Annotated in this window: 16 protein-coding genes and 1 pseudogene; 6 read left to right on the top strand and 11 right to left on the bottom strand. The window is 54.0% G+C overall.

From position 1 onward, the window contains the following. The 3 genes and pseudogenes from L1D47_RS12985 to L1D47_RS12975 form a co-directional block, all read left to right on the top strand. Positions 1-103, top strand: a pseudogene (locus L1D47_RS12985) (IS5/IS1182 family transposase); the annotation flags it as partial. A 181-nt stretch (positions 104-284) separates the two neighbouring features. Further along, positions 285-770 (top strand): pantetheine-phosphate adenylyltransferase, encoded by a 486-nt coding sequence (coaD, locus tag L1D47_RS12980; protein WP_239885390.1) that lies wholly within the window; start codon positions 285-287, stop codon positions 768-770. A 42-nt stretch (positions 771-812) separates the two neighbouring features. Further along, the gene (locus L1D47_RS12975) at positions 813-2,291 is read left to right on the top strand and encodes a capsule assembly Wzi family protein (protein ID WP_239885388.1); all 1,479 of its coding nucleotides are present in this window, start codon (positions 813-815) and stop codon (positions 2,289-2,291) included. A gap of 82 nt (positions 2,292-2,373) precedes the next feature. Here L1D47_RS12975 and mutM read toward each other — a convergent pair whose 3' ends face one another. The 8 genes from mutM to L1D47_RS12935 form a co-directional block, all read right to left on the bottom strand. Beyond that, positions 2,374-3,189: a bifunctional DNA-formamidopyrimidine glycosylase/DNA-(apurinic or apyrimidinic site) lyase gene (gene mutM, locus L1D47_RS12970; RefSeq protein WP_239885386.1), complete on the bottom strand. Its 816-nt coding sequence runs from the start codon at positions 3,187-3,189 to the stop codon at positions 2,374-2,376. Between the two features lie 22 nt (positions 3,190-3,211). Next, positions 3,212-3,664, bottom strand: coding sequence for a hypothetical protein (locus L1D47_RS12965; RefSeq protein WP_239885384.1), 453 nt, complete (start codon positions 3,662-3,664; stop codon positions 3,212-3,214). Between the two features lie 63 nt (positions 3,665-3,727). Continuing rightward, a complete protein-coding gene (gene moaA / locus L1D47_RS12960) occupies positions 3,728-4,714 on the bottom strand; it encodes a GTP 3',8-cyclase MoaA (RefSeq protein WP_239885382.1) in 987 nt (328 codons plus the stop codon). A gap of 61 nt (positions 4,715-4,775) precedes the next feature. After that, a complete protein-coding gene (locus L1D47_RS12955; protein WP_239885380.1) occupies positions 4,776-6,575 on the bottom strand; it encodes a bifunctional molybdopterin-guanine dinucleotide biosynthesis adaptor protein MobB/molybdopterin molybdotransferase MoeA in 1,800 nt (599 codons plus the stop codon). Between the two features lie 14 nt (positions 6,576-6,589). Next, the gene (mobA, locus tag L1D47_RS12950; protein ID WP_239885378.1) at positions 6,590-7,180 is read right to left on the bottom strand and encodes a molybdenum cofactor guanylyltransferase MobA; all 591 of its coding nucleotides are present in this window, start codon (positions 7,178-7,180) and stop codon (positions 6,590-6,592) included. Further along, positions 7,164-7,880: an energy-coupling factor ABC transporter ATP-binding protein gene (locus L1D47_RS12945; protein WP_239885376.1), complete on the bottom strand. Its 717-nt coding sequence runs from the start codon at positions 7,878-7,880 to the stop codon at positions 7,164-7,166. Before L1D47_RS12945 ends, mobA begins: the two co-directional genes overlap by 17 nt. 2 nt (positions 7,881-7,882) lie before the next feature. After that, entirely contained in the window at positions 7,883-8,590 is a 708-nt protein-coding gene (locus L1D47_RS12940; RefSeq protein WP_041508768.1) for an ABC transporter permease, read from the bottom strand. Further along, positions 8,587-9,399: a substrate-binding domain-containing protein gene (locus L1D47_RS12935; RefSeq protein WP_239885374.1), complete on the bottom strand. Its 813-nt coding sequence runs from the start codon at positions 9,397-9,399 to the stop codon at positions 8,587-8,589. The genes L1D47_RS12940 and L1D47_RS12935 overlap by 4 nt, the downstream gene beginning before the upstream one ends. 230 nt (positions 9,400-9,629) lie before the next feature. On the opposite strand from L1D47_RS12935, the gene L1D47_RS12930 reads away from it, so the two are divergent. Both L1D47_RS12930 and L1D47_RS12925 read left to right on the top strand, forming a co-directional pair. Next, complete coding sequence (locus L1D47_RS12930; RefSeq protein WP_052813629.1) at positions 9,630-11,060, top strand: sigma-54 dependent transcriptional regulator; 1,431 nt, start codon at positions 9,630-9,632, stop codon at positions 11,058-11,060. A gap of 2 nt (positions 11,061-11,062) precedes the next feature. Further along, on the top strand, positions 11,063-13,237 hold the full coding sequence (locus L1D47_RS12925; RefSeq protein ID WP_239885372.1) for a HAMP domain-containing sensor histidine kinase: 2,175 nt from the start codon (positions 11,063-11,065) through the stop codon (positions 13,235-13,237). Positions 13,238-13,596: 359 nt separating this feature from the next. Here L1D47_RS12925 and L1D47_RS12920 read toward each other — a convergent pair whose 3' ends face one another. Next, entirely contained in the window at positions 13,597-14,058 is a 462-nt protein-coding gene (locus L1D47_RS12920) for a GNAT family N-acetyltransferase (protein WP_239885370.1), read from the bottom strand. A gap of 79 nt (positions 14,059-14,137) precedes the next feature. Then, positions 14,138-14,806 (bottom strand): 7-cyano-7-deazaguanine/7-aminomethyl-7-deazaguanine transporter, encoded by a 669-nt coding sequence (locus L1D47_RS12915; RefSeq protein WP_041508773.1) that lies wholly within the window; start codon positions 14,804-14,806, stop codon positions 14,138-14,140. A gap of 305 nt (positions 14,807-15,111) precedes the next feature. On the opposite strand from L1D47_RS12915, the gene L1D47_RS12910 reads away from it, so the two are divergent. Continuing rightward, complete coding sequence (locus tag L1D47_RS12910; protein ID WP_239885368.1) at positions 15,112-15,699, top strand: ABC transporter substrate-binding protein; 588 nt, start codon at positions 15,112-15,114, stop codon at positions 15,697-15,699. 95 nt (positions 15,700-15,794) lie between these two features. Here L1D47_RS12910 and L1D47_RS12905 read toward each other — a convergent pair whose 3' ends face one another. Then, positions 15,795-17,153 carry an isochorismate synthase gene (locus L1D47_RS12905; RefSeq protein WP_239885366.1) on the bottom strand — a complete coding sequence of 453 codons (1,359 nt, stop codon included), beginning with the start codon at positions 17,151-17,153 and terminating at the stop codon, positions 15,795-15,797. Between the last annotated feature and the right edge of the window lie 328 nt (positions 17,154-17,481).

The raw sequence follows: 17,481 nt of genomic DNA, 5'->3' as shown, positions 1-17,481 counted from the left end.
TAAAGGGCTGACGAAAAATGACTCACAGTTAGCCATGCTATTCACCTTGGCGAACCTGTTTAAAGTAGACCAGATGTTACGACGACAGCCAAGATCTGTCTGAAATCCGGGAACTGCCTGGAATTAGGTCGAAATTCGGCGTAAAACGGCAGTATGTTGGCCAAAATTGAACACTTAGCGTTCAAAAATCAGGCGGGCCGCTCAAAACCTCGCTCTATACCTAAATTGCAGGACTTGTTCGCAGTTTCCTTAGTTAATTAAGTCATTAAATGGATTGATAACCTATGACGACAGTACAACACACTAGAGCCATTTACCCTGGGACTTTTGATCCTATAACCAATGGGCACGCAGATCTGATTGAGCGTGCCGCTAAATTGTTTCCTAAGGTGATCATTGCCATTGCTGCCAATCCTTCTAAGCAGCCAAGATTTAGTTTAGCGGAGCGTGTTGCCTTGGTCGAGAAGGTGACGGCTCATTTAAGTAATGTTGAAGTCATAGGCTTTACTGGGCTACTAGTGGATTTGGCTAAGGAGCAAAAGGCCAGTGTATTAGTGCGTGGCTTAAGGGCTGTTTCTGATTTTGAATATGAGTTTCAGTTGGCGAATATGAATCGTCGCCTAAGCCCAGATTTGGAGAGTGTGTTTTTAACACCTGCTGAAGAAAATTCATTTATTTCTTCAACATTGGTGAAAGAAGTTGCTTTGCATGGCGGTGATGTCAGTCAATTTGTCCATGCAAGTGTTGCTAGGGCACTCGGTTCAAGTTAATGCTGTGGCTAGATTATTAGATTGAGGATAGATAGGGATATTATGAGAGTTGTTAGAGCATTATTATTTACCTTAGTGGCCTGGTTTACTATGCCAGTGTATGCCGCACCTTGGGTTGATACTTCTGATATTTATTTAAGAGCTGATATACAAGCTTTGGCAGATGCTGGAGCGATAACTGTTCCTGTCAATACTTATCCTCTAATGTGGTCGGGAATCGGCAAGGATCTAGCCAAGGTTGAACCTGCATTGCTTAGTCCCGGATTGGCTCAAGCCTTTGCAAGAGTAAATTACTATTATCGCAATGCGGTTGAAAACCGTGGTAATAAACGAATTAAGCTAGCTGGTGGGAGTGATGCAGCGCGTTTTCAACATTTTGGTTCTGAGTATAGAGAAAAGGGGCAAGCCACAGTCTCCTATGAAACCATGACAGATCGTTTTGCCGTCAAGGTGTCAGGTACCGCAGCCTTAGACCCTAGCGATGATAAAACCCTGAGAATCGATGAGTCCTATGTAGCAATGATTCTGGGCAACTGGGTATTAAGCGCTGGTGCGATAAATCAGTGGTGGGGACCAAGCTTTGATTCAGCTTTGCATAAATCAAATAACGCCAGACCTATGCCATCTATTATGCTCACTCGCAATGATGCCCATGGTTTTGAAACCCCTTGGTTGTCTTGGGCTGGCCCTTGGACCTTAACCACTGGCTTTAGCTTGATGGAAAATGAGCGCTATGCACCTAAGGCATTGCTATGGAATTTTCGTGGTACCGTCAGGCCATTACGTCAAATTGAAGTGGGTTTCTCTTGGACCATGCAGTTTTGTGGTGAAGGCCAAGAGTGTGATTGGAAAACTTGGGCTAAGGCGATAATAGGTGAGAAAGACTGCCGCAATGATACTGGTGGTGGTTGTACTAACTATGGTAATCAGATGGCAGGATTTGATATTCGTTATGCTGATACTTGGTTCGATATTCCTGTCGGCATCTACTTAGACAGAACCTGCGAAGATTCTAACGGTAAAGCGCCGTGGAACATAGTTGATTGTGCGAGTCTAACTGGTATAGATACTCGTTTCGAGATTGATGATCAGCAATATAAACTGTTCGCTGAGTATACTGATACCATGGTCGATTGTGGTGCCAGTAGTAGCGTATTTAATTGCTTCTATGAGCATAGCATCTATAGAAGTGGTAATCGTTACTATAAGCGCGCCCTAGGCAGTACCTATGATAGTGATGCCAAGGTGATTGCCCTAGGTTTGATTGGTCAGTTCAGTAATAGCCGAGGCTTTACTTCAATACTGAGATACGCCAAGTTAAACAAAGATGGCGTTGTCGTTGATAATGGCTGGGCACCGAAAACAGAGAAAGAAGACCTAATTGAATTAGAGTTTAGCTATCGTCAGCCCATGTGGAGTGGCATGGTGACTCTAGGTGGCACTGTATCTCAGTCTGAATTTGAGGTCGACGATAAAGATACTAATGCGACCCTGTTTGGCAGCTATGAGTATCGCTTCTAGTTTCTCGTCTTTAGCTTCTAGGCTTTGGCATAGTAAAAAAGGCTGACACTTTGTCAGCCTTTTTGCGTTTTTAACGTTAGGATTATCTCGGCTGACAGAGGCCGCAGAAGACGGTGGCCCGTTGGCCGAGTTTTATCTCGCTCAGCAGGTGACCGCACTGGGTGCAGGTCTCGCCGCCGCGGCCGTATACATGTAGCTTCTGGGCGAAATAACCGGGTTTTCCCTCGGCGTTGGTAAAGTCTTTGAGGGTTGTTCCCCCCTGTTTGATCGCCTGAGTCAGTATCTGTTTTACCTCGGCGACCAGCACGGTTAGCCGCTCCATATCGATGCGGCCAGCCTCGGCCTGTGGATGTATGCCGGCGGCAAACAGCGCCTCGTTGGCATAGATATTCCCCACGCCTACAACTATATGGTTATCCATCAGGCAGAGCTTGATCGCCTTCTTCTTGCCCTCCAGCGCCTTGGCCAGATAGCCGAGGTTAAAGCCTGACTCTAGTGGCTCGGGCCCGAGTTTGGACAGCAGGGGATGGGCGGCTTCTGGCAGCTCGCACCAGAGCCAGGCGCCGAAACGTCTTGGGTCGTTAAACCTGAGCACCTTGCCGCTGGCCAGTTCGAGATCGATATGATCATGCTTCTCCGCGGGTGTCGACTTGGGCAGGATACGCAGGCTGCCCGACATGCCCAGGTGGACGATCGTGGTGCCGGCATCGGTATCCAGCAGCAGATACTTGGCGCGGCGGCGTATCCCTCTGATGGTCTGGCCCACTATCTGCTGGGCTACTTCGGGCACGGGCCAGCGCAGGGATGCGTTGCGCACGGTTAATCCTGTGACCTCCTGATCTAGCAGGTGGGGGGAGATCCCTTGGCGGGTCACTTCGACTTCGGGGAGTTCGGGCATATAAATCTCTTCGTTTAACTTGTTAGGGGTTATCGAGCTTGAGGATCGGCGTAAGCTGTGGGCGCAGACTCGGTGGGATCTGGTACCAATTTCCGGCGGGAGAGCTGAGTAGCCCCTCGTCGGGATAGAAGAGCCAGAGCTGCGGCGTCTCTATATCACGGATCTGCAGCACCAGCTCGTGGGCTTGTGTGCTTAGGTCTGTGGGCTTAGCAATAGGAGAGACCTGTATGCCTCCCCAGGCCTCGGCCCACTGGCGGCAGTTGAACACCCTAGGGTCGCACTGCCAGCCAAAGCCCTGCTCGGCCAGCCAGAGGTCATCATATTGCAGCTGAGCCAGCGGCGCCTGTTGATCGAACAGTGGCTGGGCGTCATCCGGGATCGTCTGGCGTTGACGATCTAAAAAGGTGAGTATCGCCACCATGGCGATGGAGGCGAAGATGATGATGTTATTCCATTTTCTTCTGGTCAGGGCCATCTCGAGTCAGCATCAATCAAATTAAGATGTGTACGAGTCTATCATCGAAAATGGCCCAGGGCATCAGCCGCCGGTGGCATTCATAAAGCGCAGGATCTGGGTTTCTCCCTCGGGGCCGAAGTGGTGCTCCTTGGGTTTGTGCTTAATCCCCTCGAGAATCGCCTGTTTCAGGCGCGCGATATCGCCCGGGTATTCCCTGACGATCGCCTTGAGATCTACCGAGTTTTCATTGCCCAGGCAGAGTAGCAGGCGTCCCTCAACCGTGACACGTACCCGGTTACACTCATGGCAGAAGTTGTTGCTGTGGGGTGAGATGAAGCCTACATGTATGCTGCTGCCGGGCATGGTGTAGTAGCGTGCCGGGCCGCCGGTGCGTTTGTTGGAGACGCTTAGCGGGTAGCGCTGGCCGATGATCGCCTTGACCTCGTCGCTGCTACAGTGGCGGCTCTTCTTGCGCTCGTCGATGACCCCAAGGGGCATCTCCTCGATGAAGGCGATATCCAGTTCGCGCTCGCGGCAAAACTCGATGAGATCCAATACCTCATCGTCATTCTGACCGCGCAGGATCACTGCATTGATCTTGATGCGCTTGAAGCCAGCGGCCTTGGCGGCATCGATACCCTGAATCACCCGCTCCAGATTGCCGTTGCGGGTCAGCTGGGTAAACAGCTCGGGCTTTAGGGTATCTAAGCTGATGTTGAGGCGGCTCAGGCCTGCCTCATGCATCTTGCCGGCAAACTTACTCAGGCGCGAACCATTGGTAGTCATGGACAGCTCTTTGAGGCCGGGAAGCTGGCCCAGCAGTTTGACCAACTGGTCGCAATCGGTGCGTACTAAGGGTTCGCCACCGGTGAGGCGGATCTTCTTCACCCCTAGCTCGGTAAAGGCCTGACCTATCCAGGCCAGCTCCTCCAGGCTGAGCACCTGCTCTCTGTCGAGAAAACAGGGATCTTCACTCATACAATAGACGCAGCGAAAATCGCATCTGTCGGTTACCGAGAGGCGGAGATATTCGACCGTACGGCCAAAGGTATCGACGATTAAACTCATACAGAATCACCTAGGGCGGCGGGTAAGGGCTGCTTGCCCGCCTGGCTGTTGCTATTGTCGTCTATAAGAGATCGACAAAGGGTTGAATATAAACGGTATCGCCCACGTTGAGCTGCTCGTCTTTCTCGGCGATCACGATAAGGCAGTTTCCCTTCACCATGGAGCTCAACATGCCTGAGCCCTGGGCGCCCGTGCTGGTGACATGTAGGCGGCCATCGCTGCCCAGATGATAGATGCCACGGGTGAACTCGGTGCGGCCGCTGCGGCTGCGCAGCGCACAGTCGGCGACGGCTGGCACCAATGTCGGTGCCCATTCCTGTTCTCCTGCCAACTTGCGCAGCGCCGGTTGCACGAACTGCATGAAGGAGACCATCACGGCCACAGGGTTGCCCGGTAGGCCGAAGAAGAGGCTGTCGCCAATCTGACCGAAGGCCAGGGGGCGACCCGGGCGCATGTTGATGCGCCAGAAGTTGATCTGTCCAACCTTGGCCAGCGCTAACTTGATAAAGTCGGCATCGCCTACCGAGACGCCACCCGAGCTTATCACCACGTCGGCTTGCTGCGCCGCTCCTTGCAGTGCGTCGATCAGGGCGGCCTCGCTGTCTTCGATGATGCCGAGATCGATCACCTCACAGCCCAGCTGTTTGACCATGGACTTGATGGTGAAGCGGTTGGAATCGTAGATGCAGTTGGGTTTCAATGGCTCGCCCGGCTGGCACACCTCGTCACCTGTGGAGAATACCGCGACCCTAGGGCGACGATATACGGGCAGCCTGCCAAAGCCGAGCGAGGCCAGCATGCCCTGATGGGCGGCCTTGAGTCTGTTTCCGGCCCCCAGCGCCGTGTGATCCTTGGCGATATCTTCACCGGCCTGGCGAACGTGTTGTCCCAGGCTGATATTGCCCTGGAAGCTGACGGCGTCGCCGCGGTCCTCTGCCATCTCTTTCATCTGCACAGTATCGGCACCCTCAGGCATGGGGGCGCCCGTCATGATACGCACCGCCTCGCCGGGCTTGAGTGTGCCCTGATAGCTGTGACCGGCCATCACATCGCCCACTAAGGTGTAGCTGGCGAGCATGGGATCTGAATAGGCGAAGGCGAAACCGTCCATCGCCGAGTTGGTATGCTGGGGCACGTCCACCGGCGAGATGGCATCCTCGGCCAAAACCCTGTCTGTGCTGTCATCGATGGTCACCTCTTCGGTGGCAGAGACTGGTGTGACGTAAGAAAGAATTTTATCTATCCCCTGTCTCACCGACAGCGTCTTGCTGGTATCGAGTTCGCAGCCACACTCGGGAGCGAGGGGGAGCGATGGTGCACAGGGGCGCCAGTTGTTGGCGTATTCGATAACAAAGTCGGCGATCTGGCCGACGTCGTTGATATCCAGGCGTCTAAGATCCGAGGGTAATTGAGTCTCGTCGCAGCAGGCGATGGCCTGAATGTTGTCGTCATGGGTATGGATAAAGGGTTTGCCATGGGCGGCGCGGTGCAGCTCTATCTTGGGTAGGGCCAGCTTCTTGAAGCCCTCTACCAGGACGATGTCTACCTTGTCGGCCTCGATCTGAGCCAGCAGGTGAGGTAGCTCTGGGGCATCTTCGACAGGTTCTTCTGTCATCAGGGCCCAGCGTACGTGGGAGGCGACCAGCATCTGGCGGGCACCTGCCTTGCGCATCTCGTAGCTGTCCTTGCCGGGAATATCCACATCGAAGTTGTGATGAGCGTGTTTGACTACGGCTAGACGCAGACCCCGGCGATTGAGTTCGGGGATCAGCTTCTTCAGCAGTGTGGTCTTGCCTGTGCCACTGTAGGCGCAAAATCCGAGGACGGGGATCGGCAGTGGATTGTTAAACGGTACGCTCATGTACACCTCTATTTTTAGTGGGCAATTGCCTCGGAAAGTTGTTGTTTTTGTTCTGGCGTGTTGACGTTCACGAACGCATTGGGCTGATCGGAAAAGTCACACACGACGCAGTGGTGTTTGGCATACCAGAAATCGATCTTACGCTCGCCGGCGTCTAGGAAGGCCTTCATCGATTCTCGCAGCGCCGGTTTCATCAGTAGCACCACAGGTTGTTCTCGCTTGCCGTCGCTGGCCACGGCCATCTCGGCCCCTTGGGCCTCTATGGTGGCGAGCATGCGCGGCACCAGATCCGTCGGCAGCAGCGGACAATCACAGGGCACCACCATCAGGTAGTCGGCCTGGGTCTGCCCCAGCGCGGTGATCATGCCGGCCAGCGGCCCCAGATAACCCGAGTCTTCGTCGCTCAATACTGGATAACCAAACTCAGCATAGCGGTCCTGGTTGCGATTTGCGTTGATCAGGATCTGCTTAACCTGAGGTTTTATCCTGTCGATTGCGTGTTTTATCATCGGCTGATCGTTTAACTCGACCAGTCCCTTGTCGTTGCCGCCCATGCGTCTGGCCATGCCGCCGGCAAGGATCACGGCATCAATTTGCGGTGACATATCTCAGCTCCTGCTGTGATGGGGTGAAGGGGCACTCATCTATGCCCGATGGGCTGACCTGAATAGCCTGATTGTGGATCTGCCAGGTCTGCTCGCACAAGCCTGTGAGCAAGCAGCTCTGATGGCTGGAGATCAGCATGCCTGTGCCTTGCTGTTTCAGATGGCTGACCATGGTGAGCACCAGTTGTTGGGACAGCTTGTCCATGTTGGAGGTGGGCTCGTCCAGCATCAGCAGGCGCGGGCGCATGATCCAGGCGCGGGCGATGGCCAGGCGCTGACGCTCGCCGCCGGAGAGGCTGGCGGCTCTTTGGTTGAGCAGGCCGCCTAGCTGGGCCATCTCGATAGCCGTCTGGGTGCGCGAGGCGATCTCCTGCTCCGTCATGTCGCAAAATGGCTGCACATAGTTGAGATTGTAGGCCACGCTGCCATCGAACAGATAAGGGTGTTGATGCAGATAGACAGCCTTGCCGAGCAAGGGATTGCGGCGCCACCAGGGGCTAGGCTCAAAGCCTTCTGTGTGGATCTCACCTAGGCTAGGTGCCTGCAGGCCGGCCAGCATCTTCATTAGGGTCGTCTTGCCGCTGCCATTGTCACCCTGCAGGTGTATGGTCTGATGTTGGGTCAGACTGAGGCGGTCGAAGTGGTATAGCTGGCGGCTGCCGAAGCGCATCTCTATGTTGTTGGCGATGATCTTGACCATGACTAAAGGCTCCTCGGTTCGGCTCTGCCCCTGAGGGTACCCAGGGTAAAGTTAAGCACCAAGGCCAGAATGAGTAGAACCAGTCCCAGGGCGATGGCTTGGGCGAAGTCGCCCTTGCTGGTTTCCAGGGCGATGGCGGTGGGGATATTTCGGGTGACGCCGGCAATGTTGCCGCCCACCATCATGGAGCAACCCACCTCGGTCAGGATGCGACTAAAGGCCGCGACTATGGCCATCAAAAGTGGTACCTTGAGTTCGCGACACACCAACCAGACTGAGCGCAGCCAGGAGGCGCCTAAGGTGCGTGAGGTTTCCCAGGCTCGCTTGTCCACGCTGGTAAAGGCGGCCTGACTCATGGCGATTAACACGGGGGCGCAGATCATCATCTGTCCCAGTATCATGCCTTTCTGGGTAAATAGCCATTTTAGATCCCCCAGGGGACCCATGCGGGTCAGCATCAGATAGACCAGCAGGCCGATCACCACGGTTGGGATCGACTGTGTCGTCTGTACCAGGTTAGTGGCAAACCAACGTCCGGGAAAACGGGCGAAGGCCAGCACGAAGCCCAGCACCATAGAGGGAATCAGGGTGATCGCCAGCGCCGCAAAAGAGACAGAAAAAGAGACGCTGACGATAGACCAAACATCTGGGTCTAATGAAAACAGCAGGCTCAACGCCTGCTGTAATAGGGCTAACCAGCCTTCACTCATTCGCTATATGTTGCCTTAAATAGTTGCTCACCCTGTACGGTGTAGCCGTTAATCATGCCTTGGGCTTCGTTGCCGATCAGCCAGTCACTCAGGGCCTTAGCACCTTTGTGGTTCAGATCTGGGTATTTCTCTGGGTTGATCAACATGATTTGATAAGGGTTAGCCAATGTCTGACCACCATCATAGTCAACCGCGAGATCTAACTTCGCCTTGTAGGCAACGAAAGTACCACGGTCAGACAGTGTGTAGGCTTGAAGCTCGTTTGCCATCAGCAGTGTCTTACCCATGCCTTGACCTACGGCGCGATAGCCATCGAATGTCGGCTCAACCTTGGCGCCTTTCCAGATGATCAACTCTTTCATGTTGGTACCTGAGTTGTCACCACGAGAGACGAAGCCCGCGCCAGAGTCGGCTATTTTAGCAAAGGCTTCTTCAGCTGTCTTACTGCTGCGGATCTTCGCTGGGTCATTTTTCGGGCCCAAGATCACAAAATCGTTTTCCATGATGCCGCGTGGCAGGATGCCATAGCCTTCGTTAACGAATTTAGCTTCGGCCGCTGGGGCGTGGGTCATGACGACATCAACATCGCCCTGGCGAGCCAGCTTGAGCGCCTTACCAGTACCTGTGGCAATGACCTGTACCTTGTAGCCAGACTCTTGCTCGAACTTAGGCAGTAGGTGCTTGAGTAGGCCAGAGTTTTCTGTGCTGGTGGTGGTGGCCAGTTTAATGACCTCTTCTGCCTGGGCAGAGGTTAACGTAAGGGCACTGGCGACGATCGCTAGGCTGATTATTGATTTTAGCTTTAGCATTTTTGCTCCTTGGCATTGGCTGAATGCGTGATGTTGCCGAGATCACGCGGATCATGTGTAAATAACGAGACTGTTTCAGCAAAAACAGTGCCAGATCTATTATCTGCAAAAAAAGCTCACAAGTTGCCAGCAAAGTGTGAAGCAGATCGCAAGCTCGGTAAATTGTCGCCAGACATAATGTCCCAGAGCGTGATTCTACTGGTTCAGGGTGACCAATTAGCCGAGGTTTGATGCTAGAATCTGTTCAATATGAGTCAAAATGTCCAAAAGAAGACAATATGAGCCAGCCCAATAAAGAGATGAAGCCCCTACCTTCCGCCGTATCTGTGCTTATCGTCGACGATGAGCCGGGCATGCGCAGCTTCCTGAAGAAGGCGCTGTCGAAGAAGTTTGCCCTGGTGGAAACCGCCGGCAGCGTCGAAGATGCCGAGCAGCTCAGGAGCCGCTGTCACTTCGATCTGCTGATCGTCGATATTCGCCTGCCGGGCCGTTCCGGCATCGAATGGGACGAGGCGTTGAGCGATCAGGAGCGGCGCTCAGACATCATCTTTATGACTGGCTATGCCGATATGGACGTGGCCATCAAGGCGCTACGCGCCGGTGCCTCCGACTTCATCATGAAGCCGTTCCACCTGGAACAGATGATGAAGGCGGTGGATCGCTGTATCGAGCGTCGCCTGCTTAAGCGCGAAAATCTCATGCTGCGCCGTGAGGTCTCCATCGGCCAGTCTTCCACCATCATAGGCAGCAGCGATGCCATGATGGAAGTGAAACATGTGATCGAGCGGGTGGCACCCACCAACGCGGTTATCCTGATTGAGGGCGAGTCGGGCACGGGTAAAGAGCTGGTGGCCAGGCAGCTGCATCTGCTCAGTGGTCGTCAGGGGCCATTCGTGCCGGTTAACTGTGGCGCCATCGCCCCGGAATTACTGGAGAGCGAGCTCTTTGGCCATGCCGCCGGCTCCTTTACCGGCGCCAAGGGCAATCGCGAGGGCCTGTTCAGCTTCGCTTCGGGCGGTACCATCTTCCTCGACGAGATCGGCGAGATGCCGCTCAAGATGCAGACGGCCCTGCTCAGGGTGCTGGAGCAACGCACCATACGACCCGTGGGCAGCGAGAAAGAGATCAATATCGATGTCCGGGTGTTGGCGGCCACCAACCGCAAGCTAGCGGACGAGGTGGAGGCTGGTAACTTCAGGCGCGATCTCTTCTATCGACTCAATGTGCTCGACATAGTGATCCCGCCGCTACGCGAACGCCCGGAAGATGTGGTGGAATTGACCCATCACTTCACCCGCCTGCTGGCCGCCGAGCTGGGGGTCAAGGAGGTGGTATGGAGCCACGAGGATATGCTCAAGCTGCAACAGCATGAGTGGCCGGGCAACATACGTGAGCTGCGCAACATGATAGAGCGCTGTATCCTCCTGGGTAAGCCACCGGCGGAATATTGGAAGCAGCAGCCTAAGTCAGAGGTGGCCGGCGAGCTGGGTTATCCCCTTGACTGGTCGCTCAAAGAGGTGGAGAAACACCATGTGACCTCGGTAGTCGACCTGCACCAGGGCAATAAGTCTGCCGCCGCACGCGATCTCGGGGTTTCCCGTAAGACACTGGATCGTAAATATAAAGAGTGGTTCGAACTCAATAACCTCGAGGAAGAATAACGGTGTCTTTTTTCTCGCGTCTCTTTGGTGTCAACTGGCAGCAACTACAGGCCAAGGTGCGTTATCGCATCCTGATTCTGACTCTGCTGCCCATCTTGCTCACCCTGGTGAGCCTGGTGTTTATCACCATCTACTGGAACATCAGCTACACGGGCAAGCAGCTCTTCATGAAGGTGAAGGCCGACCTGACCGTGGCAAGCAATACGCTCATCTCGGTACAGGAGAAGCAGGAAAATCAGCTGGAGCTGGTGTGTGCCTCCTGGGAATTTCAGAACGAATTTCGCGATCTCGATGGAGACACTAAGGCCGCCAGAGCCAAGCTGGCCGAGCTGCTCAAGCAGAAGCAGGCCGAGCTGGATCTGGACTTTCTGCGCCTGGTCAGCGTCGCCGAGGCGGCACAGGACCCAGACCTTAGGGTGATGCTGCCTAAGATACAGGACAACCAACCCTTCTCGGGCTTGATGGTGCTCCAGCCACAACGTCTGGCCCGGCTGTCGCCCAACCTCGAGCAGGAGGCGGTGATCACCCTGGTGGATACTCCAAGATCCCAGAAACCGAGTAAGGATGTCGAGAAGCGCGGCATGTTGAGCCGCAGTCTGCTGCCTATCCTGGGCCGCGATGGCAAGGTGGGCTGGTATCTGGACGGCGGCATCTTACTCAATCGCGATATTCGTATCGTGGATCATATTCGCGATCTGGTGTACGACAAGGGCACCCTGCCAGAGCGTTCCATCGGCACGGTAACCATCTTCCTCGATAACACCCGTATCAGCACCAATGTACCGCTTAACTTCTTCCCTCAAGACAGCGAGAAGCGCGGCCGGGCCCTGGGTAGTCTGGTGTCGGAAGAGGTGCGGCAGAAGGTGTTGGTGCAGGGCCTGCTATGGGTCGATCGCGCCTTCGTCTACAACGACTGGTTCATTTCGGCCTATGCCCCGCTTAAAGATATTCGCGGCGAGCGCATCGGCATGATCTACACGGGATTTTCCGAGTCGCCCTTTATCCATAACTACCTGCTTAACATCATAGAGCTGGGCACCATACTCATGTTGGTGCTGCTGGTCTCTGGCCTGTTGGTCTACCGCGGCGCCTATAGCCTGTTGCAGCCGATTGAGCGGATCCACCACGTGGTGAAGGCGGTGCAGTCGGGGCGCAACCTGCGCATAGGCTCCTTGGGACTGGAGCGCGACAACGAGCTGGCTAATTTGGCCGAACAGTTCGACCGCATGCTGGATCTGCTGCAGCGGCGTAACTCGCAGATCCAGGCGGCGGCCGAGCAGCTGGAGGTTAAGGTCGAGGAGCGTACCCGCAGCCTGCAAGAGAAGACGGAGGAGCTGCAGCGTAACGTGGCTCTGCTGAACGAGACGCGTCAGCAACTGGTGACCAACGAGAAGCTAACCGCCCTGGGTGAGTTGACCGCGGGGATCGCCCATGAGATCAACAATCCGACGGCGGTGATCTTGGGCAACATGGAGCTGCTCAAGTCTGAACTCGGCGCCAAGGCCGAGGATGTCGAGGAAGAGATAGATATCGTCATCGAGCAGGTGGGCCGCATCAGCACCATTATTCGCAGCCTGCTGCAATACAGTCGTCCCGGCGAGTTCAACGCGCCACTGGAGATGCATCAGCTTACGCCTATCGTCGAGGAGATGACCATACTGGTACGCCACTCCATCAAGAAGCAGGAGGTGGTACTGATCCAGGATCTCAACGCCAGCTATCCAATCGAGGTGAATCGCCCCCAGCTATTACAGGTGCTGATTAACTTGGTGGTTAACGCCGCCCACGCCATGGATGGACAGGGACGCATCTGGATCCGCACCTATGACTGGGTGCAGGGCGGTGAGCCCATAGGGGTCAAGATAGAGGTGGAAGATGAGGGTAAAGGGATCCCCGAGGAACAGCTGGGGCGCATCTTCGATCCTTTCTATACCACGCGCCAGGATGGTACCGGACTGGGACTCTCCCTGAGTTACGGCATCATCAAGCGGATCGGCGGCACCATAGAGGTCAGCTCCACGGTCGGTAAGGGGACACTGTTTACCATAGGCTTGTATCACAAGGCGATAGACGATCAGTTCAATCCGCCCTATGAGGGGCACAGCTCTGGCTTTGATAGCAGCGACAGTTCAAGGCATTCAACTGAGGGCATGCCGAGGCCTGCTGAAGTTGAATAACGCCGAAATGGTGTTGCTATCAAAGCCCCGCAGGGCGAGGCTTACAGCGGTATTTGCTGCGTTACAGTTCTTGCGAAGGACTAGGGCCATTCGCTGCAAACTGTGCCTAGCATCTATCCACTTTAAGCACACGCAGAGCAAGCACGGGACTTATTCGCACCTTCCTTAGATAAAAAAAGCCGGAATATTAATATTCCGGCCACAAAGAGTGTGTGAGCAATGTTGTGCTTGCGAACTCATCATAGTAAGCAGAGATGAAGTGCTTAAAACAGACTGAGTTTTGGAACGCACCTAAATAGTAATAATTATCATTTGGGTTTGCAAGCTTTTATCGTGTAAAGATTCACGATTAACAGGTGCTAGCTCAGCAACTTGTTTAAAACCAACTTGTTATCATCGATATTGGCTGTGGAATTTTCCAGGCCGGCGATTTTGTAGCCCTGTTTTATCAGCAGCTGTAACATGCTGGCGAAGCGGTTGTAGGTCTTAACCGCCAGGGTGTTGAAGCCCTGCGCCTTGGCCCAGCGCTCCTGATCTTGCATCATCTCCTTGGCCAGCCCTAGCTGGCGAAACTCAGGCAGTATGGCACCCAGCCAGCTGTAAAACTCACCATTGGCCTCGGCATAGCCAATCTTGTAGCCTGCCAGTTCGCCCTCGATGCGGATCAGCTGCACCAGAAATGGCTTGCCGCTCAGACGTGATTGATAATCTGCCGCCTGATGACGCCCGTCGAATTCGGGTACCTGTTGGCTCAGGCCGATGAGGGTGTCGATGAGCTCATCGCTCAGTTGGGTGTGATGCTCAATACTTGTGGTGTACATCTTGGCTCTCCAAAGTCGGTGCTAGCATGGCGGCACTGGTGAAAATTTGAGTGCCGCGATGATAGTACAAATCAACTGGTCAGGCCAGTTCGGTCTGCGATTTTGTCTGGCCTTCTCGCAAAATTCGCTCCTGCAGTACCCTGAGCAAGACGCCGTAGGCAGGCAGGAAGAGCCCCAGGCTGACGATCAGCTTGAAACCATAGTCGACGCTGGCGATTTCAATCCAGTGCTCGGCCATGAAGGGGTCGCTCGATGCGTAGAAGGCGACGCTGAAGAACACCAGAGTGTCGATAAGGTTACCAACGACCGTCGAGGCGGCCGGTGCGACCCACCAGGCCTTGGCCTGTCTGAGGCGGGCGAACACGGTAATATCCATCAGCTGGCCGACCAGATAGGCGGCGAAGCTGGCGAAGGCGATACGAAACACGAAGCTGTTGAACGCTTGCAAGGCGTCGCCACCCTGAAAACTGCCCTGATGGAAGAGTACGCCGATCAGATAGGAGATCACCAGCGCCGGTATCATGGCTCTGAGGATGATCTTACGCGCCGACTGTTGGCCGAAGATTCTCACCGTCAGATCTGTGGCCAGATAGACGAAGGGAAAGCTGAAGGCGCCCCAGGTGGTATGAAAACCAAATAGCTGAAAGGGCAGCTGAACCAAGTAGTTACTTGCGGTGATTATGGCAATATGAAAGCTGACAAGCAGCAGGAGCGCACGCTGAATCTGCGCCGGGGATAACATTAACATCTTGTGGCCTTTTTAGTGGGTTAACGCGGGGTGAGGGAACCCGCTTAGAAATTAGGGTAAGGCTTGCGCCTCGGTTCGTTGTTGCCCGGGATATGCCCAGACGACAGGGCGGCAAATTATAGTCATTAGGATCAAATGAGCAAGGATTTTGCGCTGTTTTCTCCGCTTTTGTCCCAGTGAATTGATTTTTAGGGGCTACACTTGATGGATATCCACCATGTTTTCGGGGAGGTGTGATGAGATCTTGGCGTTATCTTATGGTCTTCTTGTGCGCTTGTATGTTACAGGGCGCATCTTGGGTGGTCATGTCCGAGGAAGCGGAGGAGATCACTGTGGTAACCGGCAACTGGCCCGGCTACAGTACGCTCGATGGCAAGGGTTATTATCTTGCACTGCTGCAAAGTGCCTTCCCCGCCCCCAAATGGAAACTCTCGGTGGATTTTGTACCTTTTTCCCGTGCTCTTTACATGGTGCAGCACAAGGTCGATGTAGGTTTGGGTTTCTATATCGACGAAGTTAAACCCGATTACTATTGTGAGCTGCCGGTGGAGGTGGATCAGGTGGATGTGGCGCTCACGCCTGAGCTGGCCGCCATCTGGCAGGATATCAACAGCCTGAAAAAGAAGAAGGTAAAGGCGCTGCTGGAGTATCGATACGATACCTTTATCAAAGTGCCCATGTATTACGAGGAAAGTAGCGATCTGCTGCAGATGCTCAACCATGTTAACAGCGGTAAGATAGACGCCGTGCTCGACTATAAGCGTTCTTTGTTGGCTTGCCAGCCAGTTAAACCGACCCTAGCAATATGTGATCAAGGAAAACGTGTTGAATCCAGAGGTGTTCTTTGTGTTTCCTCAGACACAGAAGGGCAAGCGTTTGAAGGCGATCTTTAACCGTGCCATGGCCCGTATGACTGCCAGTGGCGAGCTGGACAGGTTATTTAGGGCCAACATCAGCTATCGCGCCCGAGTGCCAGTCGCCAATTCAATTACACCTCGGTGAGAATAGACATTATGGTCTTGAGCTTATTCTCTAGCTCGTTCCATTCCGCCTCGGCTTCAGAGCCCGAGACAATTCCCGCACCGGCAAACAGGTTGATGCGCCCAGGTTCGAGCAGGGCGCTACGAATCGCCACCGCAAATTCGCTCTCATACTTATTGAAATAGCCACAGGCCCCAGCGTACCAGCCACGTGTGTAGCCTTCCCGCTGACGGATAAAGTTGATGGCTGAGGCTTTTGGCAGGCCACCCACTGCTGGAGTGGGGTGCAGGGCCTGCAGGATCTGAAAATCGTTCACCCCCGGCTTGAGTTCGGCGCGAATGGCTCTGTGCAGATGCTGGATATGACTAAGTTTAAACACCTTGGCCAACTCATCGGCACCCACATAGTTGCTCAGCGGCGTCAGGGCGTCGACAATATGCTCGCGCACCAGCTGGTTTTCATGGCTGTTCTTGGTGTCGTCCAGCAACTGCTGCGCCAGCATAGCATCTTCGGTTTCGTTGAGCCCTCGAGTCGTCGTTCCCGCTAACGCCTCTGTAAACAGTTCTCGTTGACGACGGCGGTAGAGACGTTCGGGGGTACAGGAGATAAAGGCGCTGTCCGGACTGAATTGAAAGCCAAACTGAAAACTGTTCTGATTACGCCCCTGCCAGCTGGCCAGCAGCATCCAGGGATCTACTTTCTCGTTGACCTCAAGCTGAGTCAGGCGTGACAGCACAACTTTGGGGGTGTCTTGAATAAAGCGTTCTTGAGTGACTTGATTGACCAGTTCGTGCCAGCGTAACTTGTTGGGACGGTCACTGCGACTCAGTAGTTGTATCTTATTCGGTAGTGCCAGTGGCTTGGGCGGTATCAAGGCGGCCAAGGCTTGCAGCGCCAGATTGCGCTCTTGCTCTATGCTGCGAGACTCGATATTGAGGTTCACCAGCAGCTTGTATTCATCGCCACTGCGCCTCAGTTCAATCCTTGGCAGGATGAAATGGGCGCGACCATATTCGGGCCAGCACTCGGTATGACGATCGAAGGCAACCCCACCGTAGTAGCGTATCTCCTGATTAGTCGATAGCGACTTTTGGGCTTGATAGGCCTGGGAGAGTTGATTGTCGTCTACCGCATCTTCAAAGATGAAATCTTTACAGCATCCCAGAGCAGCGACCTCTTCCTGGGTGTCGCGACCATGCCAATAGATCCTCGGGTAGCAAGGCTGGCTGGCAAGCCAGGCGATCATCGGCATAACACAGGCGGTGACCGATAACTGAATGATCGGCTCACCATGAGGGTGTATGTCGATTTTTTCTAGCTTGCGGGATAAGGATTGTATGGCCTGTGGCAGCGAGGAAACGCTCAAGAAATACTCCAACCTGGTAAAAAAGTGCGTGGGTTTGAAGGCGGGTAAGGACATCAAACGCGGCGAAACTGAGACTTATCTGAATTGGTAATAAGAATCTTTACCACAAACTAATGTGCCGACTGTTAGCTGTCAAGTTACAGGCAGTTAAGCTGTGAGCTTGCCCAAGAAAAGAGAGATTTGTCACTTATTTGGGAAGCATTTCTATCCTGTGTATTTTTGTCTAATCAAGGTTTTACACTGGACAAAATGTCCCTTGTCTACTGCCGCCATCACGGCATTTGTTCAAATTTGTCGATCTGGGTTTGTTTTTGGTTTTTGTTAGCTT

The organism is Shewanella sp. Isolate7 (assembly GCF_022398425.1).
Taxonomy (GTDB): Bacteria; Pseudomonadota; Gammaproteobacteria; order Enterobacterales; family Shewanellaceae; genus Shewanella.
The sequence above is the reverse complement of the archived record's forward strand: the minus strand, read 5'-3'. Positions and strand labels throughout refer to the sequence as shown.